Here is a 17,117-nt window from a genome sequence, read left to right as displayed (position 1 = left end):
TGCCGCCGCGGCGGCATTCTGGATTGCCTCGCCAGCGCCCGCAACGACGATGTGGAGATAGCTCGACCGCACCACCGACGATGCACTTGCACGAAGTTCACCATCCCGCACGCCTGTCAATCGGACCGGCCTCACGCCGCATGACGTAAAATTCTCCGCAGCACCCCCGGCCTCGCACGTTGTGCCTGCCGCATATCGGACCTAAGCTCAGGCCATTTCGAGGATCATGATATTGGCGAGGGGTTTCTGATGAGCAGTATTGCACGACGTGACTTCCTGCTGAGCGCGGCAGCACTGGCCGGCGCGGCCGCAACAAACACTTTCACTTGTGTCGAGATCGCGAGCGCGGCGCCGATCGAGGTGCCGACGGTCGACAAGCTGTCGATCCAGGTGCTGGTCGATTCCAGCTACGACCTGTTCTTCCGTCCCAAGAAGATCAACGGCGTCGCCGTTGCGCCCGCGGCGCGATCGGCCGACTTCCGCAAATCGCTGCATAATGAATGGGGCCTGTCGCTGTGGCTGGAGTCGCAGGGCGGCGGCAACCAGCGCACACTGATGCTGGATTACGGCTATACGCCGGAAGTGTTGCTCAACAACATGGCACTGATCGGGGTCGACCCCAGCAAGCTCGACGCGCTCATCGTCAGCCACGGCCATTACGATCATTTCGGTGGCCTCAGCGGCTTCCTCGACAAATTCCGTGACAAGCTTCCCGCCGAGGTGAGGCTCTATGCTGGCGGCGAGGACAATTTCTGCCACCGCGTCAACCCGACCCCCACACAGGGCCAGTTTTCTGATTTCGGAACGCTGGACCGCCGCCAGCTCGCGGCGCAGAAGGTGACGACCGTCCTGTGCGAGACGCCGACGGTGATCGCCGGCCACGCTTTCACGACGGGCAAGATCACCCGCCGCAGTTCGGAGCGCGTGCTGCCGAACACCCTGGTCGAATTCGGCATCAAGGACGGTCTTGGCTGCAGCGTAGGGCACTATCTGCCGGCCGAGATGGACGGCAAGATCGTCGCAGACGAACACATCCACGAGCACGCGACCTGCTTCAACGTCAAGGATTTGGGCCTCGTCGTCATCTCGTCCTGCGGCCATCTCGGCATCGTCAATTCGGTGAAGCAGGCGCAGGAGGTCTCCGGCATCCAGAAGGTGCACGCCATCGTCGGCGGCTTCCATCTCGGGCCGGCGCCGAAGGACTATCTCATGCAGGTCGTCGGCGAGATCAAGGCGCTCAACCCCGATGTCGTCGTGCCCATGCATTGCAGCGGACTCAACTTCGTGCAGGAGGCGAGCGCCCAGATGTCCGACAGGGTGGTGGTGACGACGACCGGCAGCCGCCTCACCTTCGGGCTGTGATGCTGCGCTTTGCCTGCTGGCTCAGCCTGGGGCTGGCGCTCGCGCCAGCCTGCGCGGGTGCTGCGGCGGCACGCTCGGCCGCGGAGACGATGGACATCCTGATGTGGAACAGGGAGCCGGTCGGCGGCCCCTTCGTGCTCACCGATCATGCCGGAAAGCCACGCACCGACCGCGATTTCCGAGGGATGCTGATGCTGGTCTATTTCGGCTTCACCTACTGCCCTGATGTGTGTCCGACCGACCTGATGGCGATCGGACAGGCGCTCGAGCGGCTCGGTCCGGATGCCGACGCCGTGCAGCCGGTCTTCATCACACTCGACCCCGAACGCGACACAGCCGAGCATCTTGCCGAATACGTGCCGCTGTTTCACCCGCGGCTGCTCGGCCTGACCGGCAGCCTTGACGCAATCGGGACAGCGGCGGATGCCTACAAGGTCTATTTTGCCAAGGTGGCGAACGGCAAGAATGCCGACGACTACACCGTCGACCACACCGCCTATATCTACCTGATGGATCGCGACGGAAAGTATCTCGGATTTTTTCCGCCGGGCACATCGGCCGAACGCATGGTCGAAATCATCCGGCCGCGGCTTGTGATGCCGCAGCGTTAGGCCCTCACGGTTCAGCCCTCACCGGGGATCTCCGACGTCCGCCTATTGGCGCCCGTGCGCGCGCAACAACTTCTCGCCGTCCTCCGTCACCGCGATCACCAGTCCCATTCCGGGCAGCGTCTCGCGTGCGACATAGCCGCGGTCGGCGGCGTCTTCCCAAATGGTGAGGCGCGGGCACGAGGTCTTCCAGGTCGCGATCACCTCGGCATAGGCGCGCGGCTCGCGTGCGACCCATTCGACGAAGTCCAGCACCAGCGGATCGGCGTTCTCGCTCATTGCAAACCTCCCTTGTCGAAGGCTGCCAGCACGGGCGTGCGGACCAGCAACCAGCTGCCATAGGCGATGTAGTAGCAGGCGATGGCGGTGATCAGCTTCATCGACCAGGCCACGAATTGCTGGTCGGTCATGGCTTCGAGGATGCGCCGCGCCAGCGTGGTGCCGAGCATCGACGCTGCGATCGCGACGGCCGCGAGCACGGGATCGAGCGTCGCCGCCTGGTCGATCACGCCGCCGAAATAGATCAGCTTGGTGAAATGGCTGACGAGCTGGCACATCGCCTTGGTCGCCACCTTCTCGCGCCGGCCGAAATCGCCGCCGAGGAAGAAGGTGTCGAGCAGCGGCCCCGACACGCCGGTCATCAGCATGAGACCCATGCAGATCGTGCCGTAGACGGTGCCCTGCCAGAGACGGTCCGGATCCGGCTTGATGTTCGCGGGCAGCAGCCGCGCCATGAACGGGGTGATGCCGAGCAGCAGCAGCGCGACAGACTTGTCCGGCACATAGCGGGTGAGCGACCACGCCGCGAGCGCGATAGCCGCGCCGACCATATAGTTCGCGACCGGCCGCCAGCGGATATGCGCGCGCCAGAGAAAGGCGCGCCAACCGTTCGAGGCCATCTGCGTGATCGCATGCAACACCATCGCGGTCGGCAGCGGCATCAGGGCCAGCAGCACGCCGATCAGGATCAGCCCTCCCGCCATGCCGAACAGCCCCGACAGGAATGCGGTGCCGACCATCAGCAATCCAAGGGCAGCGATCATGATGGGAGTCACGTAAAAATCTCCGGTTGGCCTTCCCCCCGCTCGCGGCGAGAAGCGAAGGGGAACGTGCCCCGCTTGCCCCGTCTACGCAAACTGAGTTATCTTGGCCTGGCATCAGCTTTCCTGAGGGTCAGTCATTTGCGGCGCTTGCTGTTTCTCAACGGCATCAAGGCATTCGAGGCCGCCGCGCGGGCCGGCAGCTTTGCCGCGGCCGGCCTCGAGCTGAGCGTGTCGGCGGCCGCGGTCAGCCGCATGGTGCACATCCTGGAAGAACGGCTCGGCGTCGCGCTGTTCGAGCGCAAGGCCAACAAGCTGCTGCTCACGCAGGCGGGCCGCGCCTATCAAAGCGGGCTGACGCCGATCTTCGACGCGCTCGCAAGCCTCACCGCCCAGGTGACGGCGCCCTCGAGCGTCCGCGTGCTCACCATCGGCATCGGCCACACCTTTGCGATGCGCTGGCTGATCCCGCGCCTGTCGGAGTTTCGCAGCGAAGAGCCCGACATCGAGGTGCGCTTCACCACCGGCGGCGCGTCAGTGCCATTCGGCGAGGACTGGAGCTGCGGCATCCAGCTCGGGACCGGGGACTGGCCGGGGCTGGTGGCCGAGCCGCTGTTCGCCGGCGACCTCACACCGGTTTGCGTGCCCCGCCTCGCTTCCTCGCTGAAGCGCCCGGCCGATCTCAGGGGACCGAGCCTGATCCGCGTCGCGCATTCGCCCGAGGACTGGCCGATCTGGCTCAAGGCCGCGAACCTCGCGCGCATCAACGCGCGCGGGCCGGAGTTCCAGTTCTACGGCCAGGCGCTCCAGGCTGCCGCCGACGGGCTCGGCGTCGCCATGGGCATCCGGCCCTATATCGACGACGATCTCGCCGCCGGCCGATTGGTAGCGCCATTCGACCTCTCGGTGCCCAAGGGCATGCGCTGGTACCTGCTCTATCGCAGCTTCCAGACCGAGCAGCGCGACTTTGCCGCGTTCCGCCGCTGGATCATGCGCGCGGCGTCGGAACCTGCCGCCCGTCCGGTGAGGCGAACCGGCCGCACCGCCGCGCGGAACTGACGCTGCAACAGCCTTTTAGTCAAAAAAGCCCGCCGCTTGTGAACGGCTTCACATCCCAAAATGCGCAAACGTGGTCCCCTGACCCTCCAACAAGGCGCTCGAACAAGACATTTTGGGGACTGCAATGACGACCATCTACGACGGCTTTGACATCGAATCCTTCGAAGCTGGCAAGGGGCTGTGGCACGCCCGTATCCGGCGTGCCGATTTCAGCCCGGTTGCCATCGACGGCGTGCTGTTTCCGGCCATGGAAGTCGGCTTCGCCTGGCCCGATCCCGATGCCGCGATTGCCCATGCCAAGCATCACATCGATCGCTTCCGCCGGCGGGCCGACGACAGCGACGACGAATAAGCGAGCGGGACTGCAGGCGAACCAGGGAACGGCGCAGGGTCAAAGGGGGAAACCGGTCATGTCAGTCATCGAATTCGAAGACACGCCGCGGCCGAGGATTTACACCCGCTATGTGATGTCGAGCTGCCCGGAATGCGACGGCGATCTCACGGTGCTCCGCGTGATCGGCGGCCGTGCCGGATGCGAATATTGGGCCATGCGCTGCACCGATTGCGGCGGCATCCATCTCGACATCCTCGAGCCGCGCCAGGCGGCCGGGGACGACGAGGGCCCGCTGCCGGCGGCCTGATCGCAGATCCGGCAATCCGGGCCTGCTGCCAACCTGCTGTCAGCATGCTGACCTAGGAAGGGCATTCGCTCTTTATTGCGAGCCGGACTCGCCCCATATTCGGAGCATGGCGAAGAAACCTGCATCCCCCGAAAAATCCGGCAAATCCCCCAAGACCAAGGCTCCGAACGCCAAGGCACCAAATTCCAAAGCGCCGAATTCCAAGGCGTCACGCCCGGACGTGCAGCCGATCGGGCCGGCGCTGGCCGAGTTGCTCAATCCCGCGATCAATCGCGGCGATGCCGGGCTCGGATCGGGCACCGGCCTGCAGCCGCCGCCGGACAATTCGCGCGACCGCCGCTCCGGGGGCGAAGCCGCCGCGCATCGCGCGCGCGCTTCGACGCCGAAGGAGTTTCCGCAGGACAATACGCGGCCGATGCCGCTGCGGCCCAATCCGCAGCCATCCGGGGCCCGCAACGCGGGCTTCGACGAGGCACCGCAGGCCAACTACGGAACCGCGGCCACGATCCCGACGCTCGATCCGGAACTGGCGCGTCAGCTCGGACTTCCCACGGAAGAGGACGATGCCGAAGCCCTGGCGCGTCCGCCGCGCAGCAAGATGGAGGCGCTCGGCGTCAAGGCGACCGCTGACGCGCTGGAATCGCTGATCCGCGAGGGTCGGCCGGAGTTCCGCAAGGACGACGGCTCCACCAGGGTGTGGACCCCGCATCGGCCGCCGCGGCCGGAAAAGTCCGAAGGCGGCGTGCGCTTCGAGATCAAGTCGCACTACGAGCCGCGCGGCGACCAGCCGACCGCGATCGCCGAGCTGGTCGAAGGCATCAATCGCAATGACCGCTCGCAGGTGCTGCTCGGCGTCACCGGCTCCGGCAAGACCTACACCATGGCCAAGGTGATCGAGGCGACGCAGCGCCCCGCCATCATCCTGGCGCCGAACAAGACGCTCGCCGCCCAGCTCTATGGCGAGTTCAAGAGTTTCTTCCCGGACAACGCGGTCGAATATTTCGTCAGCTATTACGACTACTACCAGCCGGAAGCATATGTTCCTCGCACGGACACCTACATCGAAAAGGACTCCTCGATCAACGAGCAGATCGACCGCATGCGCCACTCGGCGACGCGCGCGCTGCTCGAACGCGACGACGTCATCATCGTGGCCTCGGTGTCCTGCATCTACGGTATCGGCTCGGTCGAAACCTACACCGCGATGACGTTCGCGCTGAAGAAGGGCGAGCGCATCGACCAGCGCCAGCTGATCGCCGATCTCGTCGCCCTGCAATACAAGCGCACCCAGGCCGATTTTACCCGCGGCACATTTCGCGTGCGCGGCGATGTCATCGACATCTTCCCGGCGCACTATGAAGACCGCGCCTGGCGCGTGAACCTGTTCGGCGACACCATCGAGACCATCGAGGAGTTCGATCCGCTCACCGGCCACAAGCAGGACGAGCTCGAATTCATCAAGATGTACGCCAACTCGCACTATGTGACGCCGCGCCCGACGCTGGTGCAGGCAATCAAGTCGATCAAAGCCGAATTGAAGATGCGGCTCGACCAGCTCCACGACCAGGGCCGCCTGCTGGAAGCGCAGCGGCTGGAGCAACGCACCACCTTCGACCTCGAGATGATGGAGGCGACCGGAAGCTGCGCCGGCATCGAAAACTATTCGCGCTATCTCACGGGGCGCCTGCCCGGCGAGCCGCCGCCGACGCTGTTCGAATACGTGCCCGACAACGCGCTGGTGTTCGCCGACGAAAGCCACGTCACCGTTCCCCAGATCGGCGGCATGTTCCGTGGCGACTTCCGCCGCAAGGCGACGCTCGCCGAATATGGTTTCCGCCTGCCCTCCTGCATGGACAACCGCCCGCTGCGCTTCGAGGAATGGGACATGATGCGACCGCAGACGGTCGCAGTCTCGGCGACGCCCAGCGCCTGGGAGATCAACGAGAGCGGCGGCGTGTTCGTCGAGCAGGTGATCCGACCGACCGGACTTATTGACCCTCCCGTGAACATTCGCCCGGCCCGCACCCAGGTCGACGATCTCGTCGGCGAAGTCCGCGCCACCGCGCAGGCCGGCTATCGCTCGCTGATCACCGTGCTCACAAAACGAATGGCGGAGGACCTCACCGAATATCTGCACGAGCAGGGCATTCGCGTCCGCTACATGCATAGCGATATCGACACCATTGAACGCATCGAGATCATCCGCGATTTGCGCCTCGGCGCCTTCGACGCGCTGGTCGGCATCAATTTGCTGCGCGAAGGCCTCGACATTCCCGAATGCGCGCTGGTCGCGATTTTGGATGCCGACAAGGAAGGCTTCTTGCGCAGCGAGACGTCGCTGATCCAGACCATCGGCCGCGCCGCGCGCAACGTCGACGGCAAGGTGATCCTTTATGCCGACCAGATGACGGGCTCGATGGAGCGCGCCATCGCCGAGACCGACCGGCGCCGCGAGAAGCAGGTCGAGTACAACACGGCGCATGGCATCACGCCGGAGAGCATCAAGAAGTCGATCGGCGACATCATGAACAGCGTCTACGAGCGCGATCATGTGCTGGTCGAGATCGGCGGCCACGACATGACCGACGACGTCATCTCGATCGGCCACAATTTCGAAGCCGTGCTCGGCGATCTCGAAACAAGAATGCGCGAGGCCGCCGCCGATCTGAACTTCGAGGAAGCCGCGCGGCTGCGCGACGAGGTCAAGCGCCTGCGCGCCACCGAGCTCGCGGTGGTCGACGATCCCACCGTCAAGCAGCGCACCGTCCAGGGCAAGGCCGGCGCCTATGCGGGCGCGAAGAAATACGGCGATGCGGCGAATTTGCCGGTCAGCGCCATGAAGAAAAAGACCGTGAGCTCCGCGCTGAAGGCGAGCGGCGGCGGCAGCGGCTCGAAGGTGCACAAGCCGCATCTCGACGAGATGCACGGCCCGGAATCCCTGCCCTATCGCGCCGACCGCGCGCTGCCGACAAAGCCGTTCGGCGGCGAGAGCCGCATCATCCAGCCGACGGATTCAAAACAGTCGGGACCGGAGTTCGGGCCATCGCCGCGGTCGAGCGGAGGGGCGCCGGGGCATAGAGGTGGGTGGAAGAAGAGGTAGAGGGCGCAGAGCGCCGGCGCCGCCCATGGTTATTAGTGGCGGCGTCCGAGAAGGATCAGAACGCGAACTCACACCACGCTTGCCGCCAGCAGCGACAGCAGCAGCACTGAGGCCACCAGCTGCATCGAGGTCGCCGGCTTGGCGCGCCAGCAGGCGATCTTGTCGGAGAAGGACAGGCTGGCGTCGAAGAACAGCGGTTCGTAGGCGTTCTTTGCGAATCTCGGGAATGTCGATCCCGCCCAGATGGCGAGACAGCTGTAGAAGATCGACGCCATCGCGATGGTGAGGACATGATTGCCACCGCGGTCATGTCCCAGCAGCTTCACCATCAGCGACGCCGCGGCGAAGATCGGGAAGCCCTGAAGGATTGTGGTGAGCGCAAAGCCTTCGAGCCAGTTGAGCGCGCCGGATTTCGACGCGGTGATGAAGGGCATAATGCGATTACCCCACGCTCGCCGTCACTACCGCCATCACCGACAGCAGCAGCACGATGGTCATCAGTTGCAGCGAGGCGACCGGCTGGGTGCGCCAGGCCGTGATCTTGTCGGCGAGCGACAGATGGGCCTCGAAGAACTTTGGTTCGTAGACGGTCTTGAAGAGGTGCGGGAAGCTCGGCTCGAAGGTCACCGCGAGCAGCGCATGGGCGAGCGAGGCGATGGCGACGAAGATGGCGACGCCGGGATCGCCGACCAGGTCGTGATTGCCGACCAGCTTGAGCAGGAAGGCGGCGGCGGCGAAGGTCGGGAAGCTTTGCAGCGTCGCGGTCAGCGCGAGGCCTTCGACCGCATTGTGCAGGCTGGACTTTCTGACTCTGGCGATGGCGGCCATGGCACGTCTCCCTGATGACATGCGGATGAATCTAGCCGCCATCAGGGAAGCCTGATGTGAGATGCGTCACGCCCATTTCCTCTGCGGGAACAAGGGGCGCGCCCGGAATGACCAAGGGTTACAGCTTGCCCTGCCCGTTTACCTGGCTCTGCTGTTGCCGCTGCCTCTCCTGCTCTTGCTGCTCCTTGGCATGATGGCGGCCGTAGAGGCAGCCGGCGGCGGCACCGAGGACGCCATGATGACCGGCATAGTGGCCGGCGACGCCGCCGACGACGGCGCCCTTGAGGCAGCCCTTGGCGTTGGCGGTGGAGGTCGCGCCAAGCATGAGAAGTGCGGCGGCGATGGCGGCGAGCAATTTCATCGATCGATGTCTCCGGATGCGGTGTCGCAATCTCAACGGGCACGGGCCCGTCCCGGTTCCGCGTTCGCTTCCTGCGCCCAGGCCAGCCGCGCGAATTCGTGTAGGCGCGCGGTCACTCAACCCTTAATTGCAGCTATGAACCTGGCATTGCGCTGGCGCGTCATATCGTCTGCAATATCCCCTGTGGTTTTGCGGATTGCCGGTGTCCGAGGCCGCGCGTTAGCCTTGCGCAACTCCACACGGCCAATGAGGACGGGCGGAATGACGGTCGAGAAGCTCAATCGCCAGCGCGTGCTGCATCTGCTCGACGCCATTGCGCGCAGCGACCTCCAGGCTGCGCTCGCCTGCTGCACCGACGACGTCGACTTTCTCACCCACGCGCCGATCGACGTGCTGCCGCACATGGGCCCCTGCCACGGCAAGAAGGAACTTGGCGAGTTCTGGCGCACCGTGCAGGAGCGATACGCCGAGATCCGCTACGAGGCGCCGCAGATCGTCGCCGAGGGCGACGCGGTCGCGGCCTATCTACGTGTGTTCTTCAGGAAGCGCAGCAACGACCGCATCATTCAGGTCGACATGGCCGTGTTCTACACTTTCCGCAACGGGGAGGTGGCGCAGATCCGCGAGATCATCGACTCCTACGATCTGGTGCAGCAGGTGCTGGAACGTGAGATTGGCCCGCTGATCGTGGGCGAGCGGGTGGACGGGGGCTAGCCCCGGCCCGGACCGGAAAAATACGGGGTCCTATTGTAAATCTCACACGCCGGGATCAATTGTGCATTGCAAAAACGTGAATTGCGTTTTGGCCGAATTGGCGTATTTTGTTCGTATACAAATGAGTTGAGCGACCCCGCGGCACCTTATCCTGTGCGCTTGGGGTTGTTTTTCGTTTTTTTTGCAAGCCAGCTTCAGGACTGCCCAAGATGACAGAGCACAGCCTCTGGCGTTTCTCGCGTGCGTTGCATCGCGCGATCAACGACCGGCATTTCGAGGACATCGAGGCCCTGATCGAGGAGGACGTCGAGTGGGCGCTCTACGGCCCGATCGACATGTTTCCGTTCCTCGGCGCGCGCCAAGGCAAGGACGCCGTGCTCGACGTCATCCGCCAGTTCGCCGACAATTTCCAGGTCCGCCGCTTCGACCGCGAGAGCATCATGCTCGGCGTCGGTTCCGCCGCCTCGATGCTGCGCTATTCGCTGACCGCCTTGGATTCCAGCAAGCCGATCAGCTTGCGGGTGGCGCAATTCGCCCAGTTCAGGGCGGGCAAGCTCACCAGCATGCGCGTGCTGATCGACACGTTTGATCTGGTCGAGCAGGCACTCGGCCGCGCCATTCATCTGCCCAAGATGACCAGCGTCGGCTGAACGGAACACCAACGGGCCCCGCTGTTCGGGACCGATGGCTGATGCTCCCCGCAACGCGTCCTGGCCTCCAGCCCCGCCGGATGCAATCGTGGAGAAGCTCGTCCTCGGGCGCGCGCCTTTCGCGCGGCCCGTTGGTTCGCGTTTGATGGAACCGCCACAATTTCGCAACGATGGTTCCGCATCCTGGGCGGGAACTGGGCTGACGGGCAGGACGATGGAATTCGCGACAGGGTTTGGCTGGACCAGGCTGCCGATGCTGGCGGCCGCTTTCATCTTGGGATCGGTGCTGACGGTTTCGGCGCAGATCATTCCGCCCTTCTCCCCCGGCCCGGCCGCAGCGCCCGACGACGAGGCCGAGACGGCGGAGGCCCCTGATGTCAACGACCCCGACCTGCTCCGTGGCATCGACGTCGACAAGCTCGATTGGGGCCAGCTCGCGATCGACGCCGGCACGCTCAACGACATCATCGCCGCCAAGAAGCGCGCCCAGGCCGCCGCCAAGGACGGGCTGAACTGGGCAACGAACGCCAACGCCAACGGCTCCTCGGCGGTGACGGTGAAGCAGTCGGTATCCTCATTCTGGGACGCCCGCATCGGCGCCGACATGACGGTGACGAGCGAGCCGCGAACGATGTCCGAGCTGCTGGCGCAGAAGGCCACCAATGGCGGCAGCGTGCCTCAGTCGTCCGGCAGCGCCTGGGCGGCCGCGACCGCGCCGGGCGCGGGCGCGATCTGGGACAAGACCGCAGTCGAGGCCCGCGTCGATCCCGGCGCCGAACAGAGCAAGCTCGGGGCGTCGCTGATCAAGTCGGTGCCGCTGTCGGGCGACACGTCGCTGACACTCCAGAACGGCTACAGCGTCAACCAGCAGGGCACCACGGCGCTCCCCGGCGTCGGCGGTCACATCACGCGCAATTACGAGACCGACCAGTCGGCCAAGGTCACTCTCACCGACACCGGCACCAGCATCACCGCGGGCCAGTCGCTGTCGACCACCGACGACAAATGGCTGCGCAAGGTCGGCGCGGAACAGAAGCTGTTCGACAACGTCACCGTCTCCGGCTCGGTCGGCGAAACCTCGCAAGGGGCGATCAACAAGAGCCTGACGGCGGGTTTCAAGAAGAGCTGGTGAGCGTGTTTTCGCCTCGCCCCGCTTGCGGGACGAGGGAGTCGAGCACCGACCGGGCCGCGCATTCACTTCGGCGCGGCAACCGCGTTCAGACTCCCGTAACCATACGCCACGGCAAAGCCCCCGAATGGACCGCCCTTGCCGCACCTCGGCCAAGTTGCGGCCAAAATCCGACGCCCTAGTCCCAGACTGACGTCGTCGTGCGGGGGACACTCGCGCTGCGCTCAACGCGAACAGGGGAACAACGATGAACGCCATGCGTCCGGAAAAGACCGAAGGTACCGAGACCGAGACCATCGACACCAACCTCGCCGCCGTGACGGAAGTCGAAGCCGGCATCCGTGACTTCGTCCGCAACGACATCGCCTATCTGCGCCGCCCGGCATCGACGACCACGGACGCACCGCCGCTCGATCCGAGCGCGGAGGCCACCGTCACCAACGTCAACTCGCTGATCCAGCGCGTCGCCGGCACCTCGCTCGCCGAGATCGAGAACTTGATTTCCGAGCTCGAGAGCCTGCGCGACCTGCTCCATGCCGAAGGCCAGCGCGTCCAGCGCGAGATCTCCGGCTACGCCCAGCTCAGCCAGGCCGCGATGAAGTCGACCCGCATGATCGCCGACAACGTTTCGCAGTGGAAGCGCGCCGCCGACGGCCTGCGCAACAGCTGATCGTAAGATTCCGCATCACCAGCCGCCGCGTTCCGAAAGGGGCGCGGCGGTTTTGATTCTGGGGGGCATCCTCAATGTAGCGTCATCATCCGCGAAGGCGGATGATCCAGTATTCCAGAGGCGGTGATGTGACACCGAGACGCGGCAGCCTACTGGATGCCCCGCTTTCGCGGGGCATGACAGCGGAGGGGTTTGAACTTCCCGCATCCCCGCGGCGACTAACGCCAGGCGCCCTTGCCATCGCGGCCGGGCCTGGGGACATGTCATGGAAAGCATTCGGCCCGACACCACCGACCCGATACCGCTGCGGCCCGCGCCGAACCAGTTCGGCACGATCATGTTGCGGTTTGTCGGATTGCTGGCGGTTGCGATCGCGATATTGGCGTTCGTCTATAGCCGCTGAAGGCGGAGGCCGCGTTGCGGCCCCGCGGAGTTAACGAAATCTTACCGGGCGGCTTCCACGGTCGAAGCTTCCAGGGTGTAGGCACCATCGGCATAGCCCTTCACCACCATGCCGGCCACCAGCATCACGGCCAGCGTCGCGGTAGCAAAGATGAATCCGACCAGCTTGAGTGCGCCGCGGTCTGCCATGGTCCTCGTCCCCTGTACTCTGCCCAGTTCGTTCAAATAGACAGCGACAGGTTCATAATTGGTTAGCAACTCGATGGTTCCGCCAACTGCTTCGCGGGAAACTATGTTGCGCAGGCTTATGGCAGCCACCCGGAATCGCGTCCATAGCGCGGGGGCAACACTCGCACGCTGTTTTCGTCGTTCATTCTGGAACGAATCTAACCGCCGTTCCCACGCATCGGCACGAAGGCACTGGCGGTGATGGCGTAGACGTCCTCGCCGCGCTGGTTGGTGCCGGTGGTGCGCGCGGTCAGGATGCCCCAGCCAGGTCGCGAGGCGGAGCTGCGCTTGTCGATGACGACGTTGACGTAGGTGACGGTGTCGCCGGCGAGCACCGGCCTGATCCAGCGCAGGTCGCGAAAGCCCGGCGATGGGCCCCACACCGCGACCTCCTCGCCGCGCGAAACGGCTTCCCGCGCCAAACGCTGGCCGTCGGCGACAAGCAGGCTCATGCAGGCCGAGCCGACATGCCAGCCCGAGGCCGCGAGCCCGCCAAACAGCGAGTTCTTGCCCTCCTCGTCGTCGAGGTGAAAACGCTGCGGATCGAATTTTGCGGCGAATGTCTTGATCGACTCCGCCGTGAACGTATAGGCGCCGATCTCGCGGCGATGCCCAACCTCGATCTCCTCGAAAAACGGCATCAGACCGCCCCCTCGCGCCGCTTGATCAGGATCGGCGAGGTCATCTCGCACAGCGCCTGCCCCGCCGCGTTGCGCACGGTGCATTTGAACTTGACGATGCCGAGCTCCGGGCGGCTCTTCGAGCTACGGGCCTCCACGACATCGACGTCGAGCATGAGGTCGTCGCCGGGTCTCAACGGCGACAGCCAGCGCACTTCATCGACACCTGGAGATCCCAGCGACGCGGCGCGGGTAATGAAACCGTCGGCCATCATCCGCATCATCAGCGAACAGAGATGCCAGCCCGAGCCGGACAGGCCGCGCAGCATGCTCTTGCCGGCGGCGTCCTCGTCGAGGTGCATCGGCTGCGGATCGAACTCGGCGGCAAAGGCCAGGATCTCGTCGCGCGTGACATGGCGCGGGCCGAATGTTCCGAACCGGCCGGGCGGGAAATCTTCGAAGGTCAGGGTCATCTTGGGAAAGGTTTGAGGGAATGACAGATTGTGGCCGCACTTTGCGGCAATCTCAACCCGCCGGCCCGCATGGCTCGTGCTACATTCGGCGCGCCGGCGTGGTCTTGAGTCGGATCGGTCAGGGGTCTCGATCCATTTGCAAGGGCCGGCAACACCTGAATTGCCCTGGGGAGAGCAATGTTTTCATTCAGCGACCTGTTTCAATGGGACCGCTTCATCACGCCGACGATCATCAAGACCTTCTATTGGCTGGTGATCGCGCTGATCTGCCTGTTCGGCCTCTCCGGCATCTTCTCCGGCCTCGCGATGATGGCGATCAGCCCGTTCGGCGGCTTCCTGATGCTGCTGTCGTCGATTGCGAGCGTCGTCGTCGGAATCGTGTTCTCGCGCATTCTCGCCGAGCTGATCCTGATCATCTTCCGCATCAACGAGCATCTCGGCGCGATCAGGGATCAGGGCGGCGGGATGAAGTGAGGCAAGCACCGGCGCCGTAGGCTGGGTTAGCCGAAGGCATAACCCACCAACTTCGTTCTGCAAACGAGGAAGCATGGTGGGTTACGCTGCGCTAACCCACCCTACGAACCTATCCAGATCTTACGTATTGAACCTGAAATGCATCACGTCGCCGTCGGCGACGACGTATTCCTTGCCTTCGAGGCGGAGCTTGCCAGCATCGCGGGCGCCGGCTTCGCCGCCGAGCGCGACGTAGTCCTCATACGCGATGGTCTCGGCGCGGATGAAACCCTTCTCGAAGTCGGTGTGGATCACACCGGCCGCGCCCGGCGCTTTGGTGCCGCGATAGATGGTCCAGGCGCGCGCTTCCTTCGGGCCCACCGTGAAATAGGTGATGAGGTCGAGCAGCGTGTAGCCGGCGCGGATCAGGCGATCGAGGCCGGCCTCTTCGAGACCCAGCGTCTCCAGGAAGTCGGCGCGTTCGTCACGTGAGATGGTGGCGATCTCGGATTCGATTTTCGCCGAGATGACGACGGCAATGGCGCCCTCCTTGGCAGCCTGGTCCTGCACCGCCTTCGAGAACGAATTGCCAGTCGCGGCCGAGCCTTCCTCGACGTTGCAGACATAGAGCACGGGCTTGGAGGACAGCAGGCCGAGCATCCCGAAGGCGCGCTCCTCCTCCGCCTTGCGTTCGACGAGGCGCGCTGGCTTGCCCTCGCGCAGCAGCACCAGCGTACGGTTGACGAGATCGAGCTGCTCCTTGGCGTCCTTGTCGTTGCCCTTGGCCTTCTTGGACAAATTGTCGACGCGCTTTTCGAGGCTGTCGAGATCGGCGAGCATCAGTTCGGTCTCGATGGTCTCGATGTCGGCGAGCGGGGCGATCTTGCCCTCGACATGGGTGATGTCGGAATCCTCGAAGCAGCGCACGACATGCGCGATGGCGTCGACCTCGCGGATGTTGGCGAGGAACTGGTTGCCGAGACCTTCACCCTTGGACGCGCCGCGGACGAGGCCGGCGATGTCCACGAAGGTCAGCCGCGTCGGGATGATCTGGCCCGACTTGGCGATCGCTGCGAGCTTGTCGAGCCGCGGATCCGGCACCGCGACTTCGCCGACATTCGGCTCGATCGTGCAGAACGGATAATTGGCCGCCTGCGCCGCGGCCGTCTCGGTCAGCGCGTTGAACAAAGTCGATTTGCCGACATTGGGCAATCCGACGATCCCGCATTTAAATCCCATAATGTCCTCTATTCATGTTCGTCATGGCCGGGCTTGACCCGGCCATCCACGTCTTTGACTTGCGGCACCAAGAACGTGGATGCCCGGGACAAGCCCGGGCATGACGGAGAGCCAGCTATTCCTTGCCGTTGTCGTCCTTGGTCAAAAATCCCTTCGCCTGCATGGCGAGGTGCACCCTGTTGGCGAAAGTCGCATCCGTGCCTTTGGCAACCAGTGCCGCGTGCTCGGCCACTGCGTCGCAGAGCGTCGCCACCCAGTCGTTGTCGGCTTTGGCGAAGTCCGACAGCACGTGGCCGTGCACTAATTCCTTGACGCCGGGATGACCGATACCGAGCCGCACCCGGCGATACTCGTTGCCGATATGGGCGGAGATCGAGCGCAGGCCGTTGTGGCCGGCGATACCGCCGCCGACCTTCACCCGCACCTTGCCCGGCGGCAGTTCGAGTTCGTCATGGAATACGGTGACGTCGCCCGGCGCGATTTTGAAGAAGCTTGCCGCTTCCTGAACGCTGCGGCCGGACTCGTTCATGTAGGTCATCGGCTTGAGCAGGATCACGCGCTCGGTGCCGAGCGTGCCTTCCGAGGTCTCGCCCTGAAACCTGCGGCGCCAGGGCGCGAAACCATGACGCCGTGCGATCTCATCGACGGCCATGAAGCCGACATTGTGCCGGTTACGTGCGAATTTCGGGCCGGGATTGCCGAGCCCAACAAACAGTCGCATGACGCGGCGCGCCCCTCGCTCGGCGCGCGGTCAGGGACCGCGCGCCAGCTTTGAGAGATTACTTCTTCTTGTCGCCGCCGGCGGGCGCCTTGGCAGCCGGGGCCTTGGCAGCCGCTGCCGGAGCAGCAGCACCCGCAGCCGGAGCAGCACCAGCCGCCGGAGCAGCAGCACCCGCAGCAGGAGCAGCAGCCGCGGCCTTCTGCTCTTCGGCGTAGCCGGACGGCGGCACGATGGTGACGAGGGTCGCGTCCTCGGAGGTCAGCGCCTTCACGCCAGCCGGCAGCTTGATGTCGGAGAGATGCAGCGAGTGGCCGATTTCGAGCGAACCGACGTCGGCCTCGATGAACTGCGGGATGTTCTCCACGCCGCACTCGAGTTCGATCGCGTGCGCGACGATGTTCACGGCGCCGCCGCGCTTCACGCCGGGCGAGCCTTCAGCCTTCACCACGTGCAAGGGAACGCTGATGCGGATGGTGGCGCCTTCGCCGAGCCGCATGAAGTCGACGTGGATCGGGAAATCCTTGACCGGATCGAGGTGGTAGTCGCGCGGAATCACGCGGTGCTTGTTGCCCTCGAGGTCGATGTCGACCAGCGTGGTCAGGAACCGGCCGGCGAGGATGCGCGTGCGCAGTTCACGATCTTCGATCGAGATCGTCAGCGGGGGCTGGTTGTTGCCATAGATCACTCCGGGCACTCTCCCGGCGCGACGCTCAGCCCGGGCGGCCCCCTTGCCGCTCTTCGGACGTGCGGTCGCCTTCAATTCCTTGACGGTCGCCATAACGTTAAGTCCTTGTTTTTGCAAAAGTTAATGGGCCGCAA

At 64.5% G+C, this 17,117-nt stretch carries 23 protein-coding genes; 12 read left to right on the top strand and 11 right to left on the bottom strand.

Going from position 1 to position 17,117, the window contains the following annotated elements; genetic code table 11:
* Positions 1-246: 246 nt before the first annotated feature.
* Positions 247-1,362, top strand: coding sequence for an MBL fold metallo-hydrolase (locus GWG67_RS27455; protein ID WP_275172525.1), 1,116 nt, complete (start codon positions 247-249; stop codon positions 1,360-1,362).
* Positions 1,362-1,973, top strand: a complete 612-nt coding sequence (locus GWG67_RS27450; RefSeq protein ID WP_275172474.1) for an SCO family protein — start codon at positions 1,362-1,364, stop codon at positions 1,971-1,973. Before GWG67_RS27455 ends, GWG67_RS27450 begins: the two co-directional genes overlap by 1 nt.
* Positions 1,974-2,015: 42 nt before the next feature.
* Here GWG67_RS27450 and GWG67_RS27445 read toward each other — a convergent pair whose 3' ends face one another.
* Positions 2,016-2,249 carry a hypothetical protein gene (locus GWG67_RS27445; protein ID WP_275172473.1) on the bottom strand — a complete coding sequence of 78 codons (234 nt, stop codon included), beginning with the start codon at positions 2,247-2,249 and terminating at the stop codon, positions 2,016-2,018.
* Positions 2,246-3,025: a sulfite exporter TauE/SafE family protein gene (locus GWG67_RS27440; protein ID WP_275172472.1), complete on the bottom strand. Its 780-nt coding sequence runs from the start codon at positions 3,023-3,025 to the stop codon at positions 2,246-2,248. The genes GWG67_RS27445 and GWG67_RS27440 overlap by 4 nt, the downstream gene beginning before the upstream one ends.
* Positions 3,026-3,151: 126 nt before the next feature.
* Between GWG67_RS27440 and GWG67_RS27435 the strand changes: the two genes are divergently transcribed.
* The 4 genes from GWG67_RS27435 to uvrB all read left to right on the top strand — a co-directional run bounded on the left by GWG67_RS27435 (position 3,152) and on the right by uvrB (position 7,810).
* Positions 3,152-4,069, top strand: coding sequence for a LysR substrate-binding domain-containing protein (locus GWG67_RS27435; RefSeq protein WP_275172471.1), 918 nt, complete (start codon positions 3,152-3,154; stop codon positions 4,067-4,069).
* A 124-nt stretch (positions 4,070-4,193) separates the two neighbouring features.
* Positions 4,194-4,421 carry a hypothetical protein gene (locus tag GWG67_RS27430; RefSeq protein ID WP_275172470.1) on the top strand — a complete coding sequence of 76 codons (228 nt, stop codon included), beginning with the start codon at positions 4,194-4,196 and terminating at the stop codon, positions 4,419-4,421.
* A gap of 58 nt (positions 4,422-4,479) precedes the next feature.
* Positions 4,480-4,710, top strand: coding sequence for a hypothetical protein (locus GWG67_RS27425; protein ID WP_275172469.1), 231 nt, complete (start codon positions 4,480-4,482; stop codon positions 4,708-4,710).
* A 106-nt stretch (positions 4,711-4,816) separates the two neighbouring features.
* Positions 4,817-7,810, top strand: a complete 2,994-nt coding sequence (gene uvrB / locus GWG67_RS27420; RefSeq protein WP_275172468.1) for an excinuclease ABC subunit UvrB — start codon at positions 4,817-4,819, stop codon at positions 7,808-7,810.
* A 68-nt stretch (positions 7,811-7,878) separates the two neighbouring features.
* Here the strand turns inward: uvrB and GWG67_RS27415 are convergent, their stop codons facing one another.
* From GWG67_RS27415 to GWG67_RS27405, 3 genes are all read right to left on the bottom strand, one after another.
* The gene (locus tag GWG67_RS27415) at positions 7,879-8,244 is read right to left on the bottom strand and encodes a hypothetical protein (RefSeq protein WP_275172467.1); all 366 of its coding nucleotides are present in this window, start codon (positions 8,242-8,244) and stop codon (positions 7,879-7,881) included.
* 7 nt (positions 8,245-8,251) lie between these two features.
* On the bottom strand, positions 8,252-8,638 hold the full coding sequence (locus GWG67_RS27410) for a hypothetical protein (protein WP_275172466.1): 387 nt from the start codon (positions 8,636-8,638) through the stop codon (positions 8,252-8,254).
* Positions 8,639-8,756: 118 nt separating this feature from the next.
* Positions 8,757-8,999, bottom strand: a complete 243-nt coding sequence (locus tag GWG67_RS27405) for a hypothetical protein (protein ID WP_275172465.1) — start codon at positions 8,997-8,999, stop codon at positions 8,757-8,759.
* Between the two features lie 261 nt (positions 9,000-9,260).
* Here GWG67_RS27405 and GWG67_RS27400 point away from each other — a divergent pair, with 261 nt between their 5' ends.
* From GWG67_RS27400 to GWG67_RS27380, 5 genes are all read left to right on the top strand, one after another.
* Positions 9,261-9,713, top strand: coding sequence for a nuclear transport factor 2 family protein (locus GWG67_RS27400; protein ID WP_275172464.1), 453 nt, complete (start codon positions 9,261-9,263; stop codon positions 9,711-9,713).
* 209 nt (positions 9,714-9,922) lie between these two features.
* On the top strand, positions 9,923-10,363 hold the full coding sequence (locus tag GWG67_RS27395) for a nuclear transport factor 2 family protein (RefSeq protein WP_275172463.1): 441 nt from the start codon (positions 9,923-9,925) through the stop codon (positions 10,361-10,363).
* A gap of 214 nt (positions 10,364-10,577) precedes the next feature.
* Positions 10,578-11,495: a hypothetical protein gene (locus GWG67_RS27390; protein WP_275172462.1), complete on the top strand. Its 918-nt coding sequence runs from the start codon at positions 10,578-10,580 to the stop codon at positions 11,493-11,495.
* Positions 11,496-11,739: 244 nt separating this feature from the next.
* Complete coding sequence (locus tag GWG67_RS27385; RefSeq protein WP_275172461.1) at positions 11,740-12,162, top strand: hypothetical protein; 423 nt, start codon at positions 11,740-11,742, stop codon at positions 12,160-12,162.
* Positions 12,163-12,427: 265 nt separating this feature from the next.
* The gene (locus tag GWG67_RS27380) at positions 12,428-12,565 is read left to right on the top strand and encodes a hypothetical protein (RefSeq protein ID WP_007614812.1); all 138 of its coding nucleotides are present in this window, start codon (positions 12,428-12,430) and stop codon (positions 12,563-12,565) included.
* Between the two features lie 41 nt (positions 12,566-12,606).
* On the opposite strand, the gene GWG67_RS27375 is transcribed toward GWG67_RS27380, so the two are convergent.
* The 3 genes from GWG67_RS27375 to GWG67_RS27365 all read right to left on the bottom strand — a co-directional run bounded on the left by GWG67_RS27375 (position 12,607) and on the right by GWG67_RS27365 (position 13,885).
* Positions 12,607-12,753: a hypothetical protein gene (locus tag GWG67_RS27375; protein WP_007596790.1), complete on the bottom strand. Its 147-nt coding sequence runs from the start codon at positions 12,751-12,753 to the stop codon at positions 12,607-12,609.
* A gap of 197 nt (positions 12,754-12,950) precedes the next feature.
* Entirely contained in the window at positions 12,951-13,433 is a 483-nt protein-coding gene (locus GWG67_RS27370; protein ID WP_275172460.1) for a MaoC family dehydratase, read from the bottom strand.
* Entirely contained in the window at positions 13,433-13,885 is a 453-nt protein-coding gene (locus tag GWG67_RS27365) for a MaoC family dehydratase (RefSeq protein ID WP_275172459.1), read from the bottom strand. Before GWG67_RS27365 ends, GWG67_RS27370 begins: the two co-directional genes overlap by 1 nt.
* A gap of 177 nt (positions 13,886-14,062) precedes the next feature.
* Between GWG67_RS27365 and GWG67_RS27360 the strand changes: the two genes are divergently transcribed.
* Positions 14,063-14,359, top strand: coding sequence for a DUF4282 domain-containing protein (locus tag GWG67_RS27360; RefSeq protein WP_275172458.1), 297 nt, complete (start codon positions 14,063-14,065; stop codon positions 14,357-14,359).
* Positions 14,360-14,479: 120 nt separating this feature from the next.
* Here the strand turns inward: GWG67_RS27360 and ychF are convergent, their stop codons facing one another.
* The 3 genes from ychF to GWG67_RS27345 all read right to left on the bottom strand — a co-directional run bounded on the left by ychF (position 14,480) and on the right by GWG67_RS27345 (position 17,076).
* On the bottom strand, positions 14,480-15,577 hold the full coding sequence (ychF, locus tag GWG67_RS27355; protein ID WP_007614830.1) for a redox-regulated ATPase YchF: 1,098 nt from the start codon (positions 15,575-15,577) through the stop codon (positions 14,480-14,482).
* A gap of 115 nt (positions 15,578-15,692) precedes the next feature.
* Positions 15,693-16,298 (bottom strand): aminoacyl-tRNA hydrolase, encoded by a 606-nt coding sequence (gene pth, locus GWG67_RS27350; protein WP_275172457.1) that lies wholly within the window; start codon positions 16,296-16,298, stop codon positions 15,693-15,695.
* 58 nt (positions 16,299-16,356) lie between these two features.
* On the bottom strand, positions 16,357-17,076 hold the full coding sequence (locus GWG67_RS27345; RefSeq protein ID WP_275172456.1) for a 50S ribosomal protein L25/general stress protein Ctc: 720 nt from the start codon (positions 17,074-17,076) through the stop codon (positions 16,357-16,359).
* Between the last annotated feature and the right edge of the window lie 41 nt (positions 17,077-17,117).

This window comes from Bradyrhizobium sp. CSS354 (assembly GCF_029051725.1).
In the GTDB taxonomy this organism is placed as follows: domain Bacteria; phylum Pseudomonadota; class Alphaproteobacteria; order Rhizobiales; family Xanthobacteraceae; genus Bradyrhizobium.
Note: the sequence above shows the minus strand (reverse complement) of the source record. Positions and strands in the feature narration are given on the sequence as shown.

What these genes read in the sequence shown, in the direction of transcription:
- GWG67_RS27450 (WP_275172474.1), top strand. Translation starts at nt 1,362, where the DNA reads ATGCTGCGCTTTGCCTGCTGGCTCAGCCTGGGGCTGGCGCTCGCGCCA.
- GWG67_RS27445 (WP_275172473.1), bottom strand. Translation starts at nt 2,249, where the DNA reads ATGAGCGAGAACGCCGATCCGCTGGTGCTGGACTTCGTCGAATGGGTC.
- GWG67_RS27430 (WP_275172470.1), top strand. Translation starts at nt 4,194, where the DNA reads ATGACGACCATCTACGACGGCTTTGACATCGAATCCTTCGAAGCTGGC.
- GWG67_RS27425 (WP_275172469.1), top strand. Translation starts at nt 4,480, where the DNA reads ATGTCAGTCATCGAATTCGAAGACACGCCGCGGCCGAGGATTTACACC.
- uvrB (WP_275172468.1), top strand. Translation starts at nt 4,817, where the DNA reads ATGGCGAAGAAACCTGCATCCCCCGAAAAATCCGGCAAATCCCCCAAG.
- GWG67_RS27415 (WP_275172467.1), bottom strand. Translation starts at nt 8,244, where the DNA reads ATGCCCTTCATCACCGCGTCGAAATCCGGCGCGCTCAACTGGCTCGAA.
- GWG67_RS27410 (WP_275172466.1), bottom strand. Translation starts at nt 8,638, where the DNA reads ATGGCCGCCATCGCCAGAGTCAGAAAGTCCAGCCTGCACAATGCGGTC.
- GWG67_RS27405 (WP_275172465.1), bottom strand. Translation starts at nt 8,999, where the DNA reads ATGAAATTGCTCGCCGCCATCGCCGCCGCACTTCTCATGCTTGGCGCG.
- GWG67_RS27400 (WP_275172464.1), top strand. Translation starts at nt 9,261, where the DNA reads ATGACGGTCGAGAAGCTCAATCGCCAGCGCGTGCTGCATCTGCTCGAC.
- GWG67_RS27395 (WP_275172463.1), top strand. Translation starts at nt 9,923, where the DNA reads ATGACAGAGCACAGCCTCTGGCGTTTCTCGCGTGCGTTGCATCGCGCG.
- GWG67_RS27390 (WP_275172462.1), top strand. Translation starts at nt 10,578, where the DNA reads ATGGAATTCGCGACAGGGTTTGGCTGGACCAGGCTGCCGATGCTGGCG.
- GWG67_RS27385 (WP_275172461.1), top strand. Translation starts at nt 11,740, where the DNA reads ATGAACGCCATGCGTCCGGAAAAGACCGAAGGTACCGAGACCGAGACC.
- GWG67_RS27380 (WP_007614812.1), top strand. Translation starts at nt 12,428, where the DNA reads ATGGAAAGCATTCGGCCCGACACCACCGACCCGATACCGCTGCGGCCC.
- GWG67_RS27375 (WP_007596790.1), bottom strand. Translation starts at nt 12,753, where the DNA reads ATGGCAGACCGCGGCGCACTCAAGCTGGTCGGATTCATCTTTGCTACC.
- GWG67_RS27370 (WP_275172460.1), bottom strand. Translation starts at nt 13,433, where the DNA reads ATGCCGTTTTTCGAGGAGATCGAGGTTGGGCATCGCCGCGAGATCGGC.
- GWG67_RS27365 (WP_275172459.1), bottom strand. Translation starts at nt 13,885, where the DNA reads ATGACCCTGACCTTCGAAGATTTCCCGCCCGGCCGGTTCGGAACATTC.
- GWG67_RS27360 (WP_275172458.1), top strand. Translation starts at nt 14,063, where the DNA reads ATGTTTTCATTCAGCGACCTGTTTCAATGGGACCGCTTCATCACGCCG.
- ychF (WP_007614830.1), bottom strand. Translation starts at nt 15,577, where the DNA reads ATGGGATTTAAATGCGGGATCGTCGGATTGCCCAATGTCGGCAAATCG.
- pth (WP_275172457.1), bottom strand. Translation starts at nt 16,298, where the DNA reads ATGCGACTGTTTGTTGGGCTCGGCAATCCCGGCCCGAAATTCGCACGT.
- GWG67_RS27345 (WP_275172456.1), bottom strand. Translation starts at nt 17,076, where the DNA reads ATGGCGACCGTCAAGGAATTGAAGGCGACCGCACGTCCGAAGAGCGGC.